Consider the following 18,521-nt stretch of genomic DNA (forward strand, 5'->3'; position numbering starts at 1 on the left):
TTAACAAGGTTAAATTACTTTTGTGATTTTTATAGATGTAAAAGTGAGTGGAATACCCATTTGGAATATAATAAATTGATACATCATATTCGAAATATATATTAAATCTTAAATGATAAAGAAGACATTCATTAGTATTTGTAAGATATATTTTCAGAAAAATATTGAGAAAATATATACTTGAGTTTTTCATAAAGCATTGTAAATGAACGTATCTCTAGTTTATCTTCTTCAATTTTAAAAAGAGGAGTTTGAATTTTATTTATAATATAAGTACATTTAATGCGTTTAGGTATGATTTTATTAAGAAGCATTAAAATACTTTATCTGAAAAATAAAAAAAGATTGACAAGTTTATTGAGAAACATTATCATTTCGGTGTAAGATAGTAAATGAAAAACATTATCAATAAAATGGATTTTAAAGGTAATGCGCACTTGACCAATTAGTTTAGTAAGTGTATTATTTTTTACAACATGATTGATAATGAAAATCAATATCATTTATGTTACTTAATGAAATTAATGTTTATGTGAAAGGATAGAGAAAATGAACTTAGGGGAATTTGATGGGCAAACAGTTTTAGTAACAGGTGCAGCACAAGGCATAGGCAGTGTTGTTGCCAAAATGTTTTTAGAAAGAGGAGCCACAGTTATTGCGGTTGATCAAAATGAAGAGGGGTTAAATGTACTCTTAAATCAAAATGAATTAAATAAAACACGTATGAAAACGTTTCGTTTAGATGTGAGTAATAGCGCTGCTGTTGAAGACATGGTAAATCATATTGCAAATGAAATAGCGCCAATAGATATTTTAATAAATGTTGCAGGGGTTTTACGTATGGGACCAATTCATTCGTTAAGTGATGAAGATTGGAATAAAACATTCTCTGTAAATACTACAGGGGTTTTCAATATGTCCCGAGCGGTAAGTAAAAATATGATGTTAAGAAAATCAGGGGCAATTGTTACAGTCGGTTCAAATGCGGCAAATACGCCGAGAATGGAGATGGCTGCGTATGCTGCGTCAAAGGCTGCAACGACGATGTTTATGAAATGTTTAGGACTAGAGCTTGCGGCATACAATATACGCTGCAACTTAGTTTCTCCAGGTTCTACTGAAACTGAGATGCAAAGATTACTATGGGCTGATGAGAATGGAGCTAAAAATATAATTGCTGGTTCTCAAAATACATATAGACTCGGAATTCCATTACAAAAAATTGCACAACCTTCAGAAGTTGCTGAAGCCGTGTTATTTTTAGCCTCAGATAGAGCAAGTCATATTACAATGCACAATTTATGTGTCGATGGCGGTGCTACGTTAGGAGTTTAATCAAAATTCAGGAGGTTATTATATTATGAATGAACATATAGCTGTAAAGGAATTGTCAGAAAAACTTTTAGAAGATTATAAGACTGAATCTTCATTCTTTTTTGCTTCACCAACTCGAACGATATTAGCAGAAGGAGAGTTTACTACAGTAAAGCATCGTGAAATTGAAAATTTCCCAGAGCTTGTGCAAGCGACATTAAGTAATGCGAAACAAGCTGGAAATCCAAATCCTATCGTTGTGGGTGCTTTGCCATTCGATCGTAGAAAAGAAGTGCAACTTATCGTACCAGAATATAGTAGGATTTCTGAGCGTTTACAATTGGATACAACAAATCAGCTTGAAACAAATGAGAACGTAACATTTGAAATGACGCCAATGCCAGACCCTGAAGTTTATATGAATGGTGTGAAGCAAGGAATTAAAAAAATACAGGTCGGTGATTTAAAGAAAATCGTTCTATCTAGATCGTTAGATGTTAAATCTTCGGAAAAGATTGATAAGCAAAAACTTCTGCGAGAATTAGCAGAGCATAATAAGCATGGTTATACATTTGCTGTGAATTTACCGAAAGATGAAAAAGAGAACAGTAAGACGCTAATTGGAGCAAGTCCTGAATTGCTTGTTTCACGTAATGGTATGCAAGTTATTTCTAATCCGTTAGCTGGTTCAAGGCCACGTAGTGAGGACCTAGTAGAAGATAAAAGAAGAGCAGAGGAATTACTTTCTTCTCCAAAAGATTTACATGAACATGCGGTAGTAGTTGAAGCGGTTGCCGCTGCACTTCGTCCGTATTGTCATACATTACATGTCCCAGAAAAGCCATCAGTTATTCATAGTGAAGCGATGTGGCATTTGTCTACAGAAGTGAAAGGTGAACTTAAGGATCCAAATACTTCTTCTTTACAATTAGCAATTGCCCTTCATCCTACGCCAGCAGTTTGCGGAACTCCGATGGAAAAAGCAAGAGAGGCTATACAGCATATTGAGCCATTTGACCGCGAGTTCTTTACAGGAATGCTAGGATGGAGCGATTTAAATGGAGATGGAGAATGGATTGTTACAATTCGTTGTGCTGAAGTACAAGAAAATACACTTCGTTTATATGCAGGAGCTGGAGTTGTTGCTGAGTCAAAACCAGAAGATGAGTTAGCAGAAACATCGGCTAAGTTCCAAACAATGTTAAAAGCTTTAGGGTTAAGAGATAGTTCACTTAATGAAAAATAGGGGGAAGAAAGAATGCTAGTAGGTTATACAGAATGGCCAAAAGAATTTGCCGATCATTATCGAGAAGAAGGATGTTGGCTTGGTGAAACATTTGGAGGAGTGTTAAGAGAGCGGGCTGAGAAATATGGAGATCGAATCGCGGTTGTAAGTGGTAAGAAGCATATGACATATAGTGAACTTGATAAAAATGCCGATCGTTTAGCAGCAGGTTTACTGAATTTAGGAATAAAGAAAGGGGACAGAGTTGTAATCCAGTTACCTAACATTATCGAGTTTTTCGAAATATGTTTTGCACTATTTCGAATTGGAGCGCTTCCTGTCTTTGCACTACCTTCACATCGAAGCAGTGAAATTAGTTATTTTTGTGAGTTTGGTGAGGCGAGCGCTTACGTTATTTCAGATAAGGCTCTCGGTTTTGATTATCGAAAACTAGCAAGAGAAGTGAAAGAGAAAGTGCCAACTTTACAACGTGTAATTGTAGTGGGGGAAGAAGAAGAGTTTGTGAACATAAATGATCTGTATATGGATCCCGTCTCATTACCAGAAGTTCAGCCAAGTGATGTTGCATTTCTCCAATTATCAGGAGGGACAACAGGTCTTTCTAAATTAATTCCTAGAACACATGATGACTATATTTATAGTTTACGTGTAAGCGCTGAAATTTGTAATTTGAATGCAGAAAGCGTCTATATGGCAGTTCTTCCAGTAGCACACAATTACCCAATGAGTTCTCCAGGGACATTTGGAACTTTCTATGCGGGTGGAAAAGTGGTATTGGCAACTGGTGGTAGTCCAGATGAGGCATTTGCTCTTATTGAAAAAGAAAAAGTTACAATTACAGCGCTCGTTCCCCCATTAGCAATGATTTGGCTTGATGCTGCATCTTCTCGTAATACCGATTTATCGAGCCTAGAGGTTATTCAAGTAGGTGGTGCTAAGTTTAGCGCTGAGGTTGCAAGACGTATACGCCCTACATTTGGATGTACGTTACAGCAAGTATTCGGTATGGCGGAAGGATTAGTGAACTATACAAGATTAGACGATCCGGAAGAAATTATTATTCATACACAAGGTAGACCAATGTCTGCACTCGATGAAGTACGAGTTGTTGATGAAAATGACAACGATGTACAACCTGGCGAAGTAGGTAGTTTATTAACAAGAGGTCCATATACAATTCGTGGTTACTATAAAGCTGAAGAGCATAATGCACGATCATTTACAAAGGATGGGTTTTATCGCACAGGTGATCTTGTAAAAGTAAATGAACAAGGATACATCATTGTAGAAGGAAGAGATAAAGATCAAATTAACCGTGGTGGTGAGAAAGTTGCTGCGGAAGAAGTTGAAAATCATTTATTAGCACACGATGCGGTTCATGACGTAGCAATTGTATCTATGCCTGACGATTATTTAGGTGAACGCACCTGTGCTTTTGTTATAGCTCGCGAACAAGTTCCGGCAGTAAGTGAATTAAAAATGTTTTTAAGAGAACGTGGTATCGCGGCTTATAAAATTCCAGATCGAATTGAATTTATTGAATCATTCCCGCAAACAGGAGTCGGAAAAGTCAGCAAAAAAGAACTACGTAAAGTCATTGCTGAAAAACTAATTATAGTAAAACAATAATAAAAACCGGAAGGAAGTGATTAGATGGCTATCCCATCTATTTCAGTATATAAAATGCCAATTGAATCAGAACTACCAAAAAATAAAGTGAATTGGACACCAGATCCAAAACGTGCAGTACTTTTAATTCATGACATGCAAGAATATTTTCTTGATGCATATAGCGATAAAGAATCACCAAAAGTAGAACTTATTTCAAATATTAAAATGATAAGAGAAAAATGTAAGGAACTTGGTATACCAGTTGTTTATACAGCACAACCTGGTGGGCAAACGTTAGAACAACGAGGTTTATTACAAGACTTTTGGGGTGACGGTATTCCTGCTGGACCAGATAAAAAGAAAATTGTTGATGAACTTACTCCTGATGAAGATGATATATTCCTAACAAAATGGAGATATAGTGCATTTAAAAAGACAAATCTATTAGAAATTTTAAATGAACAAGGAAGAGATCAACTCATTATTTGCGGTATTTATGCGCATATTGGCTGTCTTTTAACAGCTTGTGAAGCATTTATGGATGGTATAGAGCCGTTCTTTGTAGCAGATGCAGTTGCTGATTTTTCACTAGAGCATCATAAACAAGCATTGGAGTATGCATCTAATAGATGTGCAGTAACGACATCAACAAACCTACTGTTAAAAGCTTTACAAAGTGTAAAAGGTGATGAGAGTGAAGGAATCACTATACAGGAAGTGCATGAACTAGTTGCACAACTACTTCGTGAGCCAGTAGAGAGTATTGATATTGATGAGGACTTATTAAATAGAGGGCTTGATTCGGTCAGAATTATGAGTTTAGTAGAGAAATGGCGTCGTGAAGGGAAAGAAATCACTTTTGCAGATTTAGCAGAACGTCCAACTGTTGCAGGTTGGTACAGTTTACTATCTTCACAAACAGCACAGGTGCTGTAACAAATAGACTACATAATAAAGGGGTAGTAAAGAATGCCTAACAGTCAAAAGATTCGTCATTCGTTATCATCTGCGCAGTCTGGTATGTGGTTTGCGCAACAATTAGATCCGCTTAATCCGATATATAATACTGGGGAATATGTAGAAATAAATGGAAATATTCATCGAGACATTTTTGAATTAGCTGTACGTAAAGTTGTAATGGAAGCAGAGGCAATTCACGTTCGCTTCGAAGAGGATGAAATTGGCCCATGGCAAGTTGTTGAAGAATCACAGTTTCATATGCATTTTATTGACGTTCGTAAAGAAGAAAACCCTGAAGAAGCTGCTAAAGTATGGATGAAAAATGATTTATCTATACCAGTCAATTTGAAAAAAGATATATTATTTACTGAAGCACTTATTCAAGTTGAAAATAATCGTTTCTTTTGGTATCAGCGCATCCATCACATTGTGATGGATGGCTATGGATTTTCACTTCTTAGCCAAAAGGTAGCGAATGAGTATACATCACTTATAGAAGAAACAAACAAGAGTCAAAAGCCATTTGGTTCTCTTGCGAAAGTCGTGCAAGAAGATATTGAGTATCGTGAGTCAAAACAATTTCAGGAAAATCGTACTTTTTGGTTAGAAAAGTTTGCAGATGCCCCAGAAGTTGTAAGTTTGGCAGAACGAGCACCGAGAACATCAAATGGATTTTCACGAGAAACAGCTTATTTATCTAGTTCTAGCACGAAAACTTTACTAGAAGATATCAATATTTCGTTAACAAGTTGGCCGGAATTCATTGTCGCTGTAACAAGTATTTATATGCATAAATTAACAGGTGAAAATGATATTGTTTTAGGTTTACCGATGATGGGACGTCTAGGTTCTGTATCTATTCATACACCAAGTATGGTAATGAATTTAGTTCCACTTCGTATTACAGTAACTCCAAATATAACTCTTGCGGAATTATTGCAGCAAGTTTCTAAAGAAATTCGAGATGTACGTCACCATCATAAATACCGTCATGAGGAATTAAGAAGAGACTTAAAGTTACTAGGTGAAAATCAAAGGTTGTTTGGACCGTTAGTGAATGTTATGCCTTTTGATTACGGGCTTAATTTTGCTGGAAATCGTGGTATTACACATAACTTATCAGCAGGACCTGTAGATGATTTATCGATAAATGTATATAAACGTTTTGATCAAAATGAGCTAATGATTCATTTTGATGCGAATCCCGAAGTATATAATGGCGCAGAGCTAGCATTGCATAAAGAAAGATTTATGAATCTATTTGAATTAGTAATAAATAATTATGAGAAAAACGAGTCGATTGGAAAAATAAACATTACTCTGCCTGAAGAAAATCATAAAGTTTTATTGGAATGGAATGAAACGAAGGAAGATGATGAGTTAATTAGTCTACCTATATCATTTGAAAAACAAGTGCAAAAAAATCCCAATAAACTAGCGATTACTTGTGACGGTGTAAACCTTACGTATAAAGAGCTAAATGAACGAGCGAATGAACTAGCACATTATTTAGTAGAAGAAGGAATACGACCAAATCAGTTTGTAGCTTTAGTATTCCCTAGATCAATAGAAATGGTAGTTAGTATGCTAGCAGTCGTAAAGGCTGGTGCAGCGTATTTACCAATAGATCCAGAATACCCAGCAGAAAGAGTTAATTATATAGTAAATGATGCAAAACCAGTTTGTATCATAACACATTCATCTGTTTCATCTAAGTTAGTTATAGAAAATGATATGAAAAAAATTGTATTAGATGATGAAGAAACGAAAATAGCGTTACATACATATTCTCGTATGAATATAGCATGTAAGAATGATGTATCACTTTTAAACCCAGCCTATACAATATATACTTCAGGCTCAACAGGAAACCCAAAAGGTGTAATTGTTCCTATGAGAGGTTTAAGTAACTTTTTAATGGCTATGCAACAAAAGTTTTCATTAAATGAAAATGATCATTTATTAGCAGTTACAACGTTTGCGTTTGATATTTCTGCTCTAGAAATTTATTTACCTCTTATTAGTGGTGCAAGTTTAACAATTGCGCAAAAAGAAGACATACAAGAGCCATCAGCATTAACGACACTTTTACAAGAAGAAAGAGTGACCATTATGCAGGCTACACCGACGCTTTGGCAGGCGTTAGTAACTGATTATCCAGAAAAGCTACAAGGGCTAAACATACTAGTTGGTGGTGAAGCTCTTCCAGCGCATTTAGCAAATAAATTAAAAGAATTAGGTTGCTCAATAACTAATTTATATGGACCAACTGAAACGACGATTTGGTCTACTTTCATGAACATTGATGAAGGTGAAAAGGGTATACCTCCTATCGGAAAGCCAATTTGCAACACAGAAGTGTATGTATTGGATGCAGGGTTACAACCAGTTCCACCTGGAGTTATTGGGGAATTATATATTGCAGGGGAAGGACTTGCAAGCGGATATTTAGGAAAACCTGAGTTAACAGCTGAACGGTTTGTTGCAAATCCTTATGGAGAATCAGGGAAGCGCATGTACCGTACAGGAGATCTTGTGAAATGGCGTAGTGATGGTGCGTTAGAGTACATTAGTCGCGCAGATCATCAAATTAAAATTCGTGGATTCCGAATTGAATTAGCTGAAATTGAAACGGTATTACAACGACATGAAAATATTCAACAAGCGGTAGTAATGGTACGAGAAGATCGTCCAAATGATAAACGCATCATTGCGTATATCGTTGCAGAAGAAAAGGAACCGATTAATCTTTCAGAAATTCGTTCTTATGTTTCAGAAAGTTTAGCGAATTATATGATACCATCGGCATTTGTTGTGCTAGAAGAATTACCATTAACGCCAAATGGTAAGGTTGACAGAAAGAAATTACCTGCTCCTGATTTTAATGGAATGAACAATGAGAGGGTTGCTAGAAATCCGAAAGAAGAAATATTATGTGATTTATTTGCAGAAGTACTTGGTGTTTCTCGAATTAGCATTGATGATAATTTCTTTGAAATGGGTGGACATTCACTTCTCGCATCTCGTTTAATGGCAAGAATTCGTGAAACGTTAAGTGTGGAATTAGGAATTGGGAAACTATTTGAATCACCAACTGTTGCCGAACTGGCGCAACAATTAAACCATGCAAAAAGTGCAAGACCAGCTATTCAGAAAGCAAGTAGGTCAAATGAAATTCCACTTTCATTTGCACAGCGCAGGTTATGGTTCTTAAATTGTTTAGAAGGTCCAAGTCCTACTTATAATATTCCGCTAGTCATTCGTATGAATGGAATATTGAATCGGGAAGCATTACAAGGTGCTTTTTATGATGTAGTTGAGAAACATGAAACACTTAGAACAATTTTCCCTAACGTATTAGGTAGTTCCTATCAGAAAATTTTAGATATGGAAAACTTAAATCTAGAAATGGTAATAACTAATACATGTAAAGATGAATTAGAAAGTGTACTTTCAGAGGCGGTAAGATATAGCTTTAACCTCGATTTTGAGCCGGCAGTTCGTTTGCAACTTTTTACAATGAGTGAAAACGAACATGTATTATTAATTCTATTACATCATATTGTAGGTGATGGCTGGTCATTACAGCCGTTAACGAGAGATTTTACAGCGGCGTATAAAGCGCGATGTCAAGGTGACAGAGTTCAGCTGGAGACACTACCAGTTCAATACGCAGATTATGCACTTTGGCAACAGCAATTGCTAGGTGATGAAACGACACAAGAGAGTCTTATTTCAACACAATTAGATTTTTGGAAAGAAGAACTTAAAGGTTTACCAGACCAAATGGAGTTACCTACAGATTTCCAGCGTCCAATTGAGACGAGTTACCGCGGGGAAACAATTCATTTTCATATAGATGAAGGTATGCATAGTAGGTTAGTAGAGCTTGCACGTAAAAATGGAGTTAGTTTGTTTATGGTATTGCAAGCAGGGCTTAGTGCACTATTTACAAGATGAGGTGCAGGCACTGATATACCAATTGGAAGTCCGATTGCTGGAAGAAGTGATGATGTACTTTCAGATATTGTTGGTTTATTTGTAAATACATTAGTGTTACGTACAAATACTTCAGGAGATCCAAGTTTTAAAGAATTATTAAATAGAGTGAAGCAGGTAAATCTTGCAGCTTATGAAAATCAAGATGTTCCATTTGAAAGGCTTGTTGAAGTATTAAATCCAGTACGTACTCGAAACAGCCATCCGTTGTTTCAAGTTATGTTAGCTTTTCAAAATACACCAGAAGCAACGTTTCATGTACCAGATTTAGAAGCGAGCCTTGAAATTCAAAGCGTTGGTTCTGCAAAATTTGATTTAACATTTGAAATTAGTGAGAGTAACGGGGTTGATGGTACTCCGAACGGTTTACATGGATTACTAGAGTTTAGTACCGATTTATATAAACGTGAAACGGTTCAAAAACTAATAGAACGATTCATTTTGTTATTAGATGATGCAACTACAAATCCAGATCAATCCATTGGCAGATTAGAAATATTAACTTTAGCAGAGAAAAATACAGTGTTAGAAAAGTGGAATGGTGGTTTTCAAATTGCACCAGAAATGACATTGCCACAATTGTTTGAAAAGCAGGCTCATATAAATCCAAATTCTATTGCTGTTGTCTTTGAAGATAAGAAATTAACTTATGAAGAGTTAAATAGAAAAGCAAATAAAATAGCTCGATTCCTAATAGCAAAAGGGATTGGTCCTGATCAACTCGTTGCTTTAGCGATGCCAAGATCATTAAACATGGTTGTAAGCTTATTAGCTGTTCTTAAAGCTGGTGCTGGATACCTTCCGTTAGATCCAGATTACCCAGCAGACCGTATTTCATTTATGCTACACGATGCGAAACCATCATGTGTTTTAACGAATTCAGAAGTGGAAATTGAATGTAATGAGGCACTAAAAGTTTTAGTTGATGATGTGAAAGTAATAGCAGAGGTTGAGAAATATAGTGAAGACAATATTGATGAAGTGGAACGAATTAAGCCATTATCTCCATCACATATTGCTTACGTTATTTATACGTCAGGGTCAACGGGCAGACCGAAAGGCGTTATGATACCTCATCAAAATGTAGTGAGACTTTTAGGAGCAACTGATCATTGGTTCCAGTTTGACGGAAACGATGTTTGGACGATGTTCCATTCATATGCTTTTGATTTCTCGGTTTGGGAAATTTGGGGACCTTTATTATACGGAGGGCGTTTAGTTGTAGTCCCACATACTGTAAGTCGCTCGCCGAAAGAATTTTTACAGCTTCTTGTTAAAGAAAAGGTTACGGTTTTAAACCAAACTCCATCAGCGTTCTACCAATTGATGCAAGCAGATCGTGAAAATGAAGAGATTGGCCAAAAATTATCTTTACGATATGTTGTTTTTGGAGGGGAAGCACTTGAGCTAAGTCGCTTAGAAGATTGGTATAGTCGACATCCTCATAACGCACCAAAGCTTATTAATATGTATGGTATTACAGAGACGACAGTACATGTTAGTTATATTGAATTAGATGAAACTATCGTCTCTTTACGGGCAAATAGTTTAATTGGGTGCAGTATACCTGACCTTAAAGTGTATGTGTTAGACAACTATTTACAACCAGTCCCACCTGGAGTAGTTGGAGAAATGTATGTTGCAGGTGCAGGACTTGCGCGTGGATATTTAGGAAGAGCAGGATTAACGGCTGAACGCTTTATCGCAGATCCATTTGGCAAGCCAGGTACAAGAATGTATCGTACAGGAGACTTAGCTCGCTGGCGTAATGATGGGACGCTAGATTATATAGGACGTGCAGATCATCAAATCAAAATTCGTGGATTCCGAATTGAATTAGGAGAAATAGAAGCAGTCATAATGAAGCACCCTAAAGCTGAGCAAGTAGCCGTTATTGTACGTGAAGATCAACCAGGGGATAAACGGTTAGTTTCTTATATCATTGCATCAAATAATGAAGCAATTGATACGAATGAAATGCGTCAGTTTGCTAGTGGTAGTTTACCAGATTATATGGTTCCATACGCTTTTGTAGTAGTAAATGAGTTACCTTTAACTCCAAACGGTAAATTAGATAGAAAGGCATTGCCAGCTCCAGCATTTATCGCATCATCTTCTAGTCGTGGTCCAAGAACACCGCAAGAAGAAATGTTATGTGACTTGTTTACAGAAGTGCTAAGTGTACCTCAAATTGGAATTGATGACGGATTCTTTGATCTTGGTGGTCATTCACTCCTTGCAGTACAGCTTATGAGCCGCATGAAAGAGGCGCTTGGAGTGGAACTAAACATTGGTACTTTATTTGCAGCACCAACTGTTGCAGGGTTAGCTGAAAGACTTGAGATGGGGAATGGTCAAAGTGCACTTGATGTGTTGCTTCCATTACGAGCAAGCGGGGATCAATTACCACTATTTTGTGTACATCCAGCAGGTGGATTAAGTTGGTGCTATGCAGGACTTATGAAATCTTTAGGAACAGATTATCCAATTTATGGTGTGCAAGCACGTGGTATTGCTAAAAATGAAGAACTTCCAAAAAGTTTAGAGGAGATGGCGGCGGATTACTTGAAACACGTTCGTGAAGTACAGCCTCATGGACCATATCGTTTATTAGGTTGGTCGCTTGGAGGAAATGTTGTGCATGCAATGGCGGCGGCAATTACAAAATGAAGGGGAAGAAGTAGAATTACTTCGTAATGCTTGACTCTTATCCTGGACACTTCTTACCGAATACGGAAGCGCCTACTGAAGAGGAAGCATTAATCGCATTACTTGCTTTAGGCGGATATGACCCAGATAACATGGATGGTAAACCACTTACAATGGAAAGTGCAGTTGAAATCCTTCGTAAAGATGGAAGTGCATTAGCAAGTCTTGAAGAAGAGACTATATTGAACTTGAAAGAAACATATGTAAATTCAGTAGGGTTGTTAGGGAAATATGTACCGAAAGTTTATAACGGAGATATCCTGTTCTTTAGATCTACTGTTATACCAGACTGGTTTGATCCTATTTCTCCAAATACGTGGCTAAATTATTTAGACGGGCAAATTGTGCAGCACGATATTGATTGTAGACATAAAGATTTATGTCAGCCAGGTCCGCTTACGGAAATTGGACAAGTATTAGCGAAATATTTGCAGAATAAGAAAGGGGTAAGTAGAGTATGACGAATCCATTTGAAAATGATAATTACACATATAAAGTATTAATAAATGAGGAGGGCCAGTATTCTCTCTGGCCTGCTTTTCTCGATGTACCTATTGGCTGGAATATCGTATATGAAGAAGCTAGTAGGCAGAGCTGCTTAGAATATGTTGAATATAACTGGAAAGATTTGAATCCAAAAAGTAATCAAGTTCGCGAAAAAACATTAGCAGGAAAACGATAATGAAAGAAAAACTAAATCCAAAAGTAGTTGTAAGTATCGTTTATATAACTGCGATGTTTATGGCTGCGATGGACGCAACGATTGTAAATGTAGCACTGCAAACGATAAGTAGAGAACTACAAGTACCTGCATCTGCAATGGGGACGGTTAATGTTGGGTATTTAGTTAGTTTAGCTGTTTTCCTTCCGATTTCTGGTTGGTTAGGAGATCGATTTGGTACGAAAAGAGTGTTTTTAATTGCTCTTTTCGTATTTACAATTGCCTCTGCTTTATGCGGAATGGCTAACGATATTACTTCATTGAATATTTTCCGTATTATTCAAGGTGCTGGTGGAGGGCTTTTAACACCAGTTGGAATGGCAATGTTATTTCGAACATTTTCACCAGAGGAAAGACCGAAGATTTCTCGGTTCATGATACTTCCAATTGCTGTAGCACCAGCAATTGGAAGTATCATCGGTGGTTTCTTTGTAGATCAAATGTCTTGGCGTTGGGCATTTTATATTAATCTACCGTTTGGAATCGTTGCATTGCTATTTGGACTTCTATTTTTAGCAGAGCATGTTGAAAAATCAGCTGGTCGCTTTGATTCGCTCGGCTTTATTTTATCAGCACCAGGATTTGCGATGCTCATATATGCGCTCAGCCAGGGACCATCAAAAGGGGGGATTTCTCCAGAAATTATGAGTACTGGGATAGCTGGGGGTGTATTCATTACATTGTTTATAATCGTAGAACTGAAAGTAAAGCAACCGATGTTAGATTTACGTTTATTAAAAGAACCAGTGTTTAGAAAGATGAGTCTTATATCATTATTTTCATCAGCTGGTTTACTAGGAATGTTATTTGTTTTTCCACTTATGTATCAAAATGTGATAGGAGTTTCCGCGCTGGAATCAGGACTTACGACATTTCCAGAGGCGATTGGATTAATGATTTCTTCACAAATTGTGCCATGGTCATATAAAAAATTAGGAGCGCGAAAGGTAATTTCTATTGGATTAATTTGTACCGTGGTTATCTTTGTTTTATTAAGTTTTGTAAATCACGATACGAATCCGTGGCAAATCCGCGCATTATTGTTTGGTATCGGTATTTTCTTAGGTCAATCTGTCGGTGCGGTTCAATTTTCTGCCTTTAACAATATCACGCCGCCTTCTATGGGGAGAGCTACTACTATATTCAATGTGCAAAATCGATTAGGTTCAGCAATAGGAGTAGCTGTTTTAGCTAGTATACTAGCTGGTTTTGGAAGTAATAACGCTCAATCCGATTTTTTACCATATCAAGCAGCATTAATTGGATCAGCAATATTTTTGCTCATAGCACTACTATTTTCTTTACGTATTTCCGATAAAGAGGTAATGTCAAAGAAGAAAGAAAAAACATTATCTGTATCAGAAAAAGAGAAAGTACTTGTCAATGAATAACAATATACGCATGCTTTCTTATGAAAATTGATATTCGTTGAATAAAGGAGAGTTTACATGATAGAAAGTAAAGTTGTAGATTCTATTCCAACTTTGAATGAGAATGATTGTCAAATATGGTGGGCAAGAATTTCGGATTTACAATCATGGCATTACAATTTACTAAATGATATAGAGCGAGAGAAAGCAAATTCGTATCATCATTCGGCAGATCGAGCTCGTTTTATAATAGGTTGCGTAATAAGTAGATTAGTTCTCGGTAAGATACTTTCTATGTCACCAGTCCAAGTACCAATTGATCGAATGTGCTCAGTATGTAAAGTGCAGCATGGAAGACCACAATTACCAGAAGGTATGCCGCAATTATCCGTTTCGCATTCAGGTGAGTGGGTTGTCGTTGCTTTTACAAAATCTGCACCTGTTGGCATAGATGTAGAACAAATGAATCCAAATGTAGATGTTATGAAAATGGCAGAAGGTGTATTAACAGACATTGAAATAGCGCAAGTTATGAAACTGCCAAATGAACAGAAAATAGAAGGATTTTTAACATATTGGACTCGAAAAGAAGCGGTGCTGAAAGCGACAGGTGAAGGACTAATGATTCCGCCAGTACATATTACAGTATCAGCTCCAAATGATCCTCCAAACTTGTTGGTTTTTAAGGATAGACAAGAGTTATTAAATAATACAATGATGGAAGATGTAAAGCCTAGTTTAGATTATAGGGCCTCTGTTGCAATATTCAGTAAGGAAGTAACTGAAATTACGCAATTAGATGCGGCAGCACTTTTAAATCTTAAATAAAAAAATTATAGAAGAGGTGTTCCTCATGTTAGTAGCGGAAAATAGAAAGAATGAATTCACTTATAACGTACAAGCAATTAAAAATATTTTATTTTCTGGAGATACATCATCCATTCATGCTTTAGAAAAGCTTTTAAATGATACAGTTCAGTTTGATGTTCTTGAACAAGAGGCACTTGGTAGACAGTACATTCCGAAAGAAGCAAAGAATTTCTTTGATAAAGATGGAACATTTCTTTACCGTGTATCTAATGTTAGTTATAAAGGCAAGGTGTTATCTGAAAATCTAATTTTTGCAGACACTTCGTTTTTACCGGACGCAATAAAGAGTGAATTAGAGAGTGGAAATATTCCTGTTGAAAAGCTTATAGAAAAGATGGAAGTAAGAAGAAATGTATTATATGAAGGATATCAGCCATCTGGAAATATTATCGAATTGTTTGATGGATGTTCTGTTACAGCGAATGTGTATCCAACTAGAAAGTATCAAATTGTAAGTAAATGCAAATGTGTATTTTATATTTGTGAAGTGTATCATGCAGAGAATATAAAGCAATTGCTTAAATAAAAACAAGAAACCAGCCTATAAAATGGCTGGTTTCTTGTTTATTTAACAGCTTCTTTTAATTCTTTACCTGCTTTAAATGCAGGAACTTTACCAGCGGCGATTTGAATTTCTTCGCCAGTTTGCGGATTACGTCCTGTACGAGCAGATCTTTCGCGCACTTCAAAAGTTCCAAAACCGATTAGTTGAACTTTATCTCCAGATTGTAATGCATTAGCAATTGTGTCAAATACGGATTGTACAGCTGCAGAAGCGTCCTTTTGAGAAATATCAGCTGATTGAGCTACGTTTTTAATTAATTCTGTTTTGTTCATGTTTTCACCTCATAAAAAAATTTTTGGAATGAATGTTTTAGTATAATAGATAGTAAAGATAAAGCTATCACTATGATTAGATAGAATACTATATAATTATGTTAATTTCGTTGCAAGAGACTGAATCCCTTCTATTATTTAGGGATTAATTAAGAATCGATGCATATAAAAAGCTTTAGTATGAGGATGAGGGGGAGTATATGAATGATTTTTCGTGAAAAAAATGAGAAGGAAAGTATATTAATTCGTCAACATGACCATGGTTTTTTAGCTGGAGAGATTGCAAAACATATAAAAGAAGACTTTTTTGAAAGTAAAACATATTTAAAAGAAACAGTTGATGCAATATATGAGCATGACAGAGGATGGATAGAGCTTGATAAAGTACCAATTTTGAATGATGCTAAAAATATTCCATATACATTTATGGATTGTCCAAGCCCATTACGTTTTGTTTTTTATACGATTGGTTTGAATGAAATTGAAAATTCTAATCCATACGGGGCATTGCTTTGTAGTAAACATTTTTTATCATTTCCACTAAACGAGGAAGATGAAGAGATGATGTCATTTTATAAACATGAATTAGAACGACAAAAAAGAATCTTGAAAACGTTAACAAAAGAACAGTTTGCGATGTTCGATAAACATTATAAATTATTAAAGTTTTGTGATGAACTTTCTTTATACGTATGTATGAATAAGTCTGGTGTCAAAAAGAAAGATGAAATTGATTTATTTAAAGATGGTTTTGAAGGAACAGAAATGTTTAATAGTGAAGAGGAGAAACTTATTCAAGCTGAATGGGTGGACGAGGAAACAATTCGGATTACACCATTTCCATTTCAAACGGAATTTTATACGTATGTAAAATATAAAACGATAAATAAGCATGAAATGAAAGAAAAAGGGATTGCAAAGGTTGATAGAGAATCAGAAATGAAGAAACAAACCATTCGTTTCATACAATAAGGAGGTAATATAAATTGAAAGATTATATATTAAAACAGTGTGATTATCATGCTTGGGCCAATACAAGATTATTCAATCGATTAAAAGAGTTACCAAACTATGAGACGATTTTTAATGAGCAGATACAGAGTGTATTTCCATCCATTAAGGATACTTTTGTGCATATTTATATTACAGATCAAGTGTGGTTACATATATTGCATGGTAAAAGTATGAATGAAGCAATACAAGACCGAGAAGATTTACGAAAACAAATTGAAACTAAATCGTTACATGAATTAGAAAAAATGTTTGAAAACATGGCAAATCAATATAAAGATTTTTTAATTACAATACAAGATGTGAATGCTGTATTTGTTATTGAGAATCCATATGTAGGGAAATTAGAAACTTCGATTTTAGAATTAGTGCAACATGTCGTAAATCATGGTACATATCATAGAGGAAATATAACAGCGATGATCCGTCAACTTGGTCATTCGTCGACAATGATGGATTTTGTACTGTATTTACATATGGTTAAAAAGCAGGGAGAGTAATATAGTTTGTAAGAAGGAGAGGCTTTAATTATAGAAGTCTCTCCTTCTATTTTATTCCGCATTCATGGTAGATCGACTGATTAAAGTTTTCTTAAGAAGCTTTATTTTCTTGTAATTGCTTAGCATATTGTACAGCCTTATATGCATTGACTCTACCGTTTTTCCAGTACGTACCTGTACCACTAATTTTATCAGAAGTTGACTCAATAATTTGGCGAATTTGTGTATTACTATATCCTTGATTTGCTAAAAGAGCAGCGACTCCTGCAACATGAGGTGTTGCCATAGATGTACCACTTAATGATTGATACGTGCTTCCTTTATATGTTGAATATATATTTGAACCTGGTGCTGCAACATCTACCCAGCTACCATAAGTAGAGAATGAAGATTTTCTATCTGATTGATCTGTAGAACCAACTGCAATTACTTCGCTGTAATAAGCAGGGTAATTAGCTTTTGTATTTCCAGCATTTCCAGCAGCTGCAACTATAACAGAGCCTTTATTCCATGCATATTGAACGGCTTGTTGTAATGCAGTACCACCATTTGGAGCTCCTAAACTTAAACTAATTACTTTTGCACCCGAATCAGCAGCTTCTCGAATACCTTGCGCTACAGCATCAAGAGTACCACTTCCTTGATTATCTAATACGCGGACAGCATAAATTGAAGTTTGTGGGGCAACACCAGCAATTCCGACGCTGTTATTCGTAAGTGCTCCAGTAATTCCAGCGCAATGTGTACCATGACCATTACCATCATCAGATGTATTGTCGTTATCAACATAATCATGCCCGTAAATTACTTTCGAAGCCAGATCAGGGTGTGAGCCTTGAACTCCTGTATCAATAATAGCTACTTTTACACCAGGATCACTTCGTTGGCTATCCCAAGCTTGTGGAGCTTGAATCTTTTGTAATCCATATTGATTATTAAAATATGGGTCGTTTGGAGTCCAAAAGGCGTGAACGTAATAATTTGGTTCTGCATATTCCACATCTGGATTATTTTTATAACTCTTTATTTTTTCTTTTACAGTACCTTTTGAAAATTGTACGACTTCAAAACCTAACTTATCATCTTTAGATAAGACATTAGCTCCGACAGATTTATGAAAAGATTGCACATTACTTAAAGATGCATTTTGTTTGAACTTAACGATTAATTGGTTAGGAACGTAATCAGTAGATGATGTTTCAGCACTTGAAGTATTCGTGTTAAAGAAGAAACCACCAATAATAAATGATAAAACAGATAGGAAAACAATGATTTTGTTTTTCAAAAGATTTTTCCTCCCTTTTCTTGGATGAGTTTTTCAGCGACACTTTAATGTCGCATTCCTTTTCAACTATATAGTTAGACCATACGAT

General features: G+C 35.9%; 12 protein-coding genes and 1 pseudogene. 11 read left to right on the top strand and 2 right to left on the bottom strand.

The window, feature by feature from the left end; genetic code table 11:
* Window positions 1–549 precede the first annotated feature (549 nt).
* The 9 genes and pseudogenes from dhbA (at window position 550) to BC_RS11585 (ending at window position 15,326) form a co-directional block, all read left to right on the top strand.
* Window positions 550–1,335 carry a 2,3-dihydro-2,3-dihydroxybenzoate dehydrogenase gene (gene dhbA, locus BC_RS11545; RefSeq protein ID WP_001048437.1) on the top strand — a complete coding sequence of 262 codons (786 nt, stop codon included), beginning with the start codon at window positions 550–552 and terminating at the stop codon, window positions 1,333–1,335.
* Between the two features lie 25 nt (window positions 1,336–1,360).
* Entirely contained in the window at window positions 1,361–2,560 is a 1,200-nt protein-coding gene (gene dhbC / locus BC_RS11550; RefSeq protein WP_001002070.1) for an isochorismate synthase DhbC, read from the top strand.
* Window positions 2,561–2,572: 12 nt separating this feature from the next.
* A complete protein-coding gene (locus BC_RS11555; protein WP_000960113.1) occupies window positions 2,573–4,189 on the top strand; it encodes a (2,3-dihydroxybenzoyl)adenylate synthase in 1,617 nt (538 codons plus the stop codon).
* 24 nt (window positions 4,190–4,213) lie between these two features.
* A complete protein-coding gene (locus tag BC_RS11560) occupies window positions 4,214–5,107 on the top strand; it encodes an isochorismatase family protein (RefSeq protein ID WP_001007255.1) in 894 nt (297 codons plus the stop codon).
* 33 nt (window positions 5,108–5,140) lie between these two features.
* Window positions 5,141–12,300 (top strand): annotated as a pseudogene (locus tag BC_RS11565) (amino acid adenylation domain-containing protein).
* Window positions 12,297–12,521, top strand: a complete 225-nt coding sequence (locus BC_RS11570) for an MbtH family protein (protein WP_000184055.1) — start codon at window positions 12,297–12,299, stop codon at window positions 12,519–12,521. The pseudogene BC_RS11565 and the gene BC_RS11570 overlap by 4 nt, the downstream one beginning before the upstream one ends.
* The gene (locus tag BC_RS11575; protein WP_000660194.1) at window positions 12,521–13,951 is read left to right on the top strand and encodes an MDR family MFS transporter; all 1,431 of its coding nucleotides are present in this window, start codon (window positions 12,521–12,523) and stop codon (window positions 13,949–13,951) included. Before BC_RS11570 ends, BC_RS11575 begins: the two co-directional genes overlap by 1 nt.
* Before the next feature lie 57 nt (window positions 13,952–14,008).
* Window positions 14,009–14,758: a 4'-phosphopantetheinyl transferase Sfp gene (gene sfp / locus BC_RS11580; RefSeq protein WP_000573004.1), complete on the top strand. Its 750-nt coding sequence runs from the start codon at window positions 14,009–14,011 to the stop codon at window positions 14,756–14,758.
* Between the two features lie 25 nt (window positions 14,759–14,783).
* The gene (locus BC_RS11585; protein WP_000959125.1) at window positions 14,784–15,326 is read left to right on the top strand and encodes a hypothetical protein; all 543 of its coding nucleotides are present in this window, start codon (window positions 14,784–14,786) and stop codon (window positions 15,324–15,326) included.
* Between the two features lie 38 nt (window positions 15,327–15,364).
* On the opposite strand, the gene BC_RS11590 is transcribed toward BC_RS11585, so the two are convergent.
* Window positions 15,365–15,637, bottom strand: a complete 273-nt coding sequence (locus tag BC_RS11590) for an HU family DNA-binding protein (RefSeq protein ID WP_001043905.1) — start codon at window positions 15,635–15,637, stop codon at window positions 15,365–15,367.
* Window positions 15,638–15,841: 204 nt separating this feature from the next.
* Between BC_RS11590 and BC_RS11595 the strand changes: the two genes are divergently transcribed.
* Window positions 15,842–16,609 (top strand): DUF3891 family protein, encoded by a 768-nt coding sequence (locus BC_RS11595; protein WP_000577297.1) that lies wholly within the window; start codon window positions 15,842–15,844, stop codon window positions 16,607–16,609.
* Window positions 16,610–16,623: 14 nt separating this feature from the next.
* Window positions 16,624–17,148 carry a DinB family protein gene (locus BC_RS11600; protein WP_000656267.1) on the top strand — a complete coding sequence of 175 codons (525 nt, stop codon included), beginning with the start codon at window positions 16,624–16,626 and terminating at the stop codon, window positions 17,146–17,148.
* A 91-nt stretch (window positions 17,149–17,239) separates the two neighbouring features.
* Here the strand turns inward: BC_RS11600 and BC_RS11605 are convergent, their stop codons facing one another.
* Window positions 17,240–18,433 (bottom strand): S8 family peptidase, encoded by a 1,194-nt coding sequence (locus tag BC_RS11605; protein WP_000790938.1) that lies wholly within the window; start codon window positions 18,431–18,433, stop codon window positions 17,240–17,242.
* Between the last annotated feature and the right edge of the window lie 88 nt (window positions 18,434–18,521).

Source organism: Bacillus cereus ATCC 14579, assembly GCF_000007825.1.
Lineage (GTDB): Bacteria > Bacillota > Bacilli > Bacillales > Bacillaceae_G > Bacillus_A > Bacillus_A cereus.

Bases quoted from the DNA above. Each gene is read 5' to 3' on its own strand.
- BC_RS11595 (WP_000577297.1), top strand. From the start codon at position 15,842: ATGATTTTTCGTGAAAAAAATGAGAAGGAAAGTATATTAATTCGTCAA.
- BC_RS11590 (WP_001043905.1), bottom strand. From the start codon at position 15,637: ATGAACAAAACAGAATTAATTAAAAACGTAGCTCAATCAGCTGATATT.
- BC_RS11570 (WP_000184055.1), top strand. From the start codon at position 12,297: ATGACGAATCCATTTGAAAATGATAATTACACATATAAAGTATTAATA.
- BC_RS11560 (WP_001007255.1), top strand. From the start codon at position 4,214: ATGGCTATCCCATCTATTTCAGTATATAAAATGCCAATTGAATCAGAA.
- dhbC (WP_001002070.1), top strand. From the start codon at position 1,361: ATGAATGAACATATAGCTGTAAAGGAATTGTCAGAAAAACTTTTAGAA.
- BC_RS11585 (WP_000959125.1), top strand. From the start codon at position 14,784: ATGTTAGTAGCGGAAAATAGAAAGAATGAATTCACTTATAACGTACAA.
- BC_RS11575 (WP_000660194.1), top strand. From the start codon at position 12,521: ATGAAAGAAAAACTAAATCCAAAAGTAGTTGTAAGTATCGTTTATATA.
- BC_RS11555 (WP_000960113.1), top strand. From the start codon at position 2,573: ATGCTAGTAGGTTATACAGAATGGCCAAAAGAATTTGCCGATCATTAT.
- dhbA (WP_001048437.1), top strand. From the start codon at position 550: ATGAACTTAGGGGAATTTGATGGGCAAACAGTTTTAGTAACAGGTGCA.
- sfp (WP_000573004.1), top strand. From the start codon at position 14,009: ATGATAGAAAGTAAAGTTGTAGATTCTATTCCAACTTTGAATGAGAAT.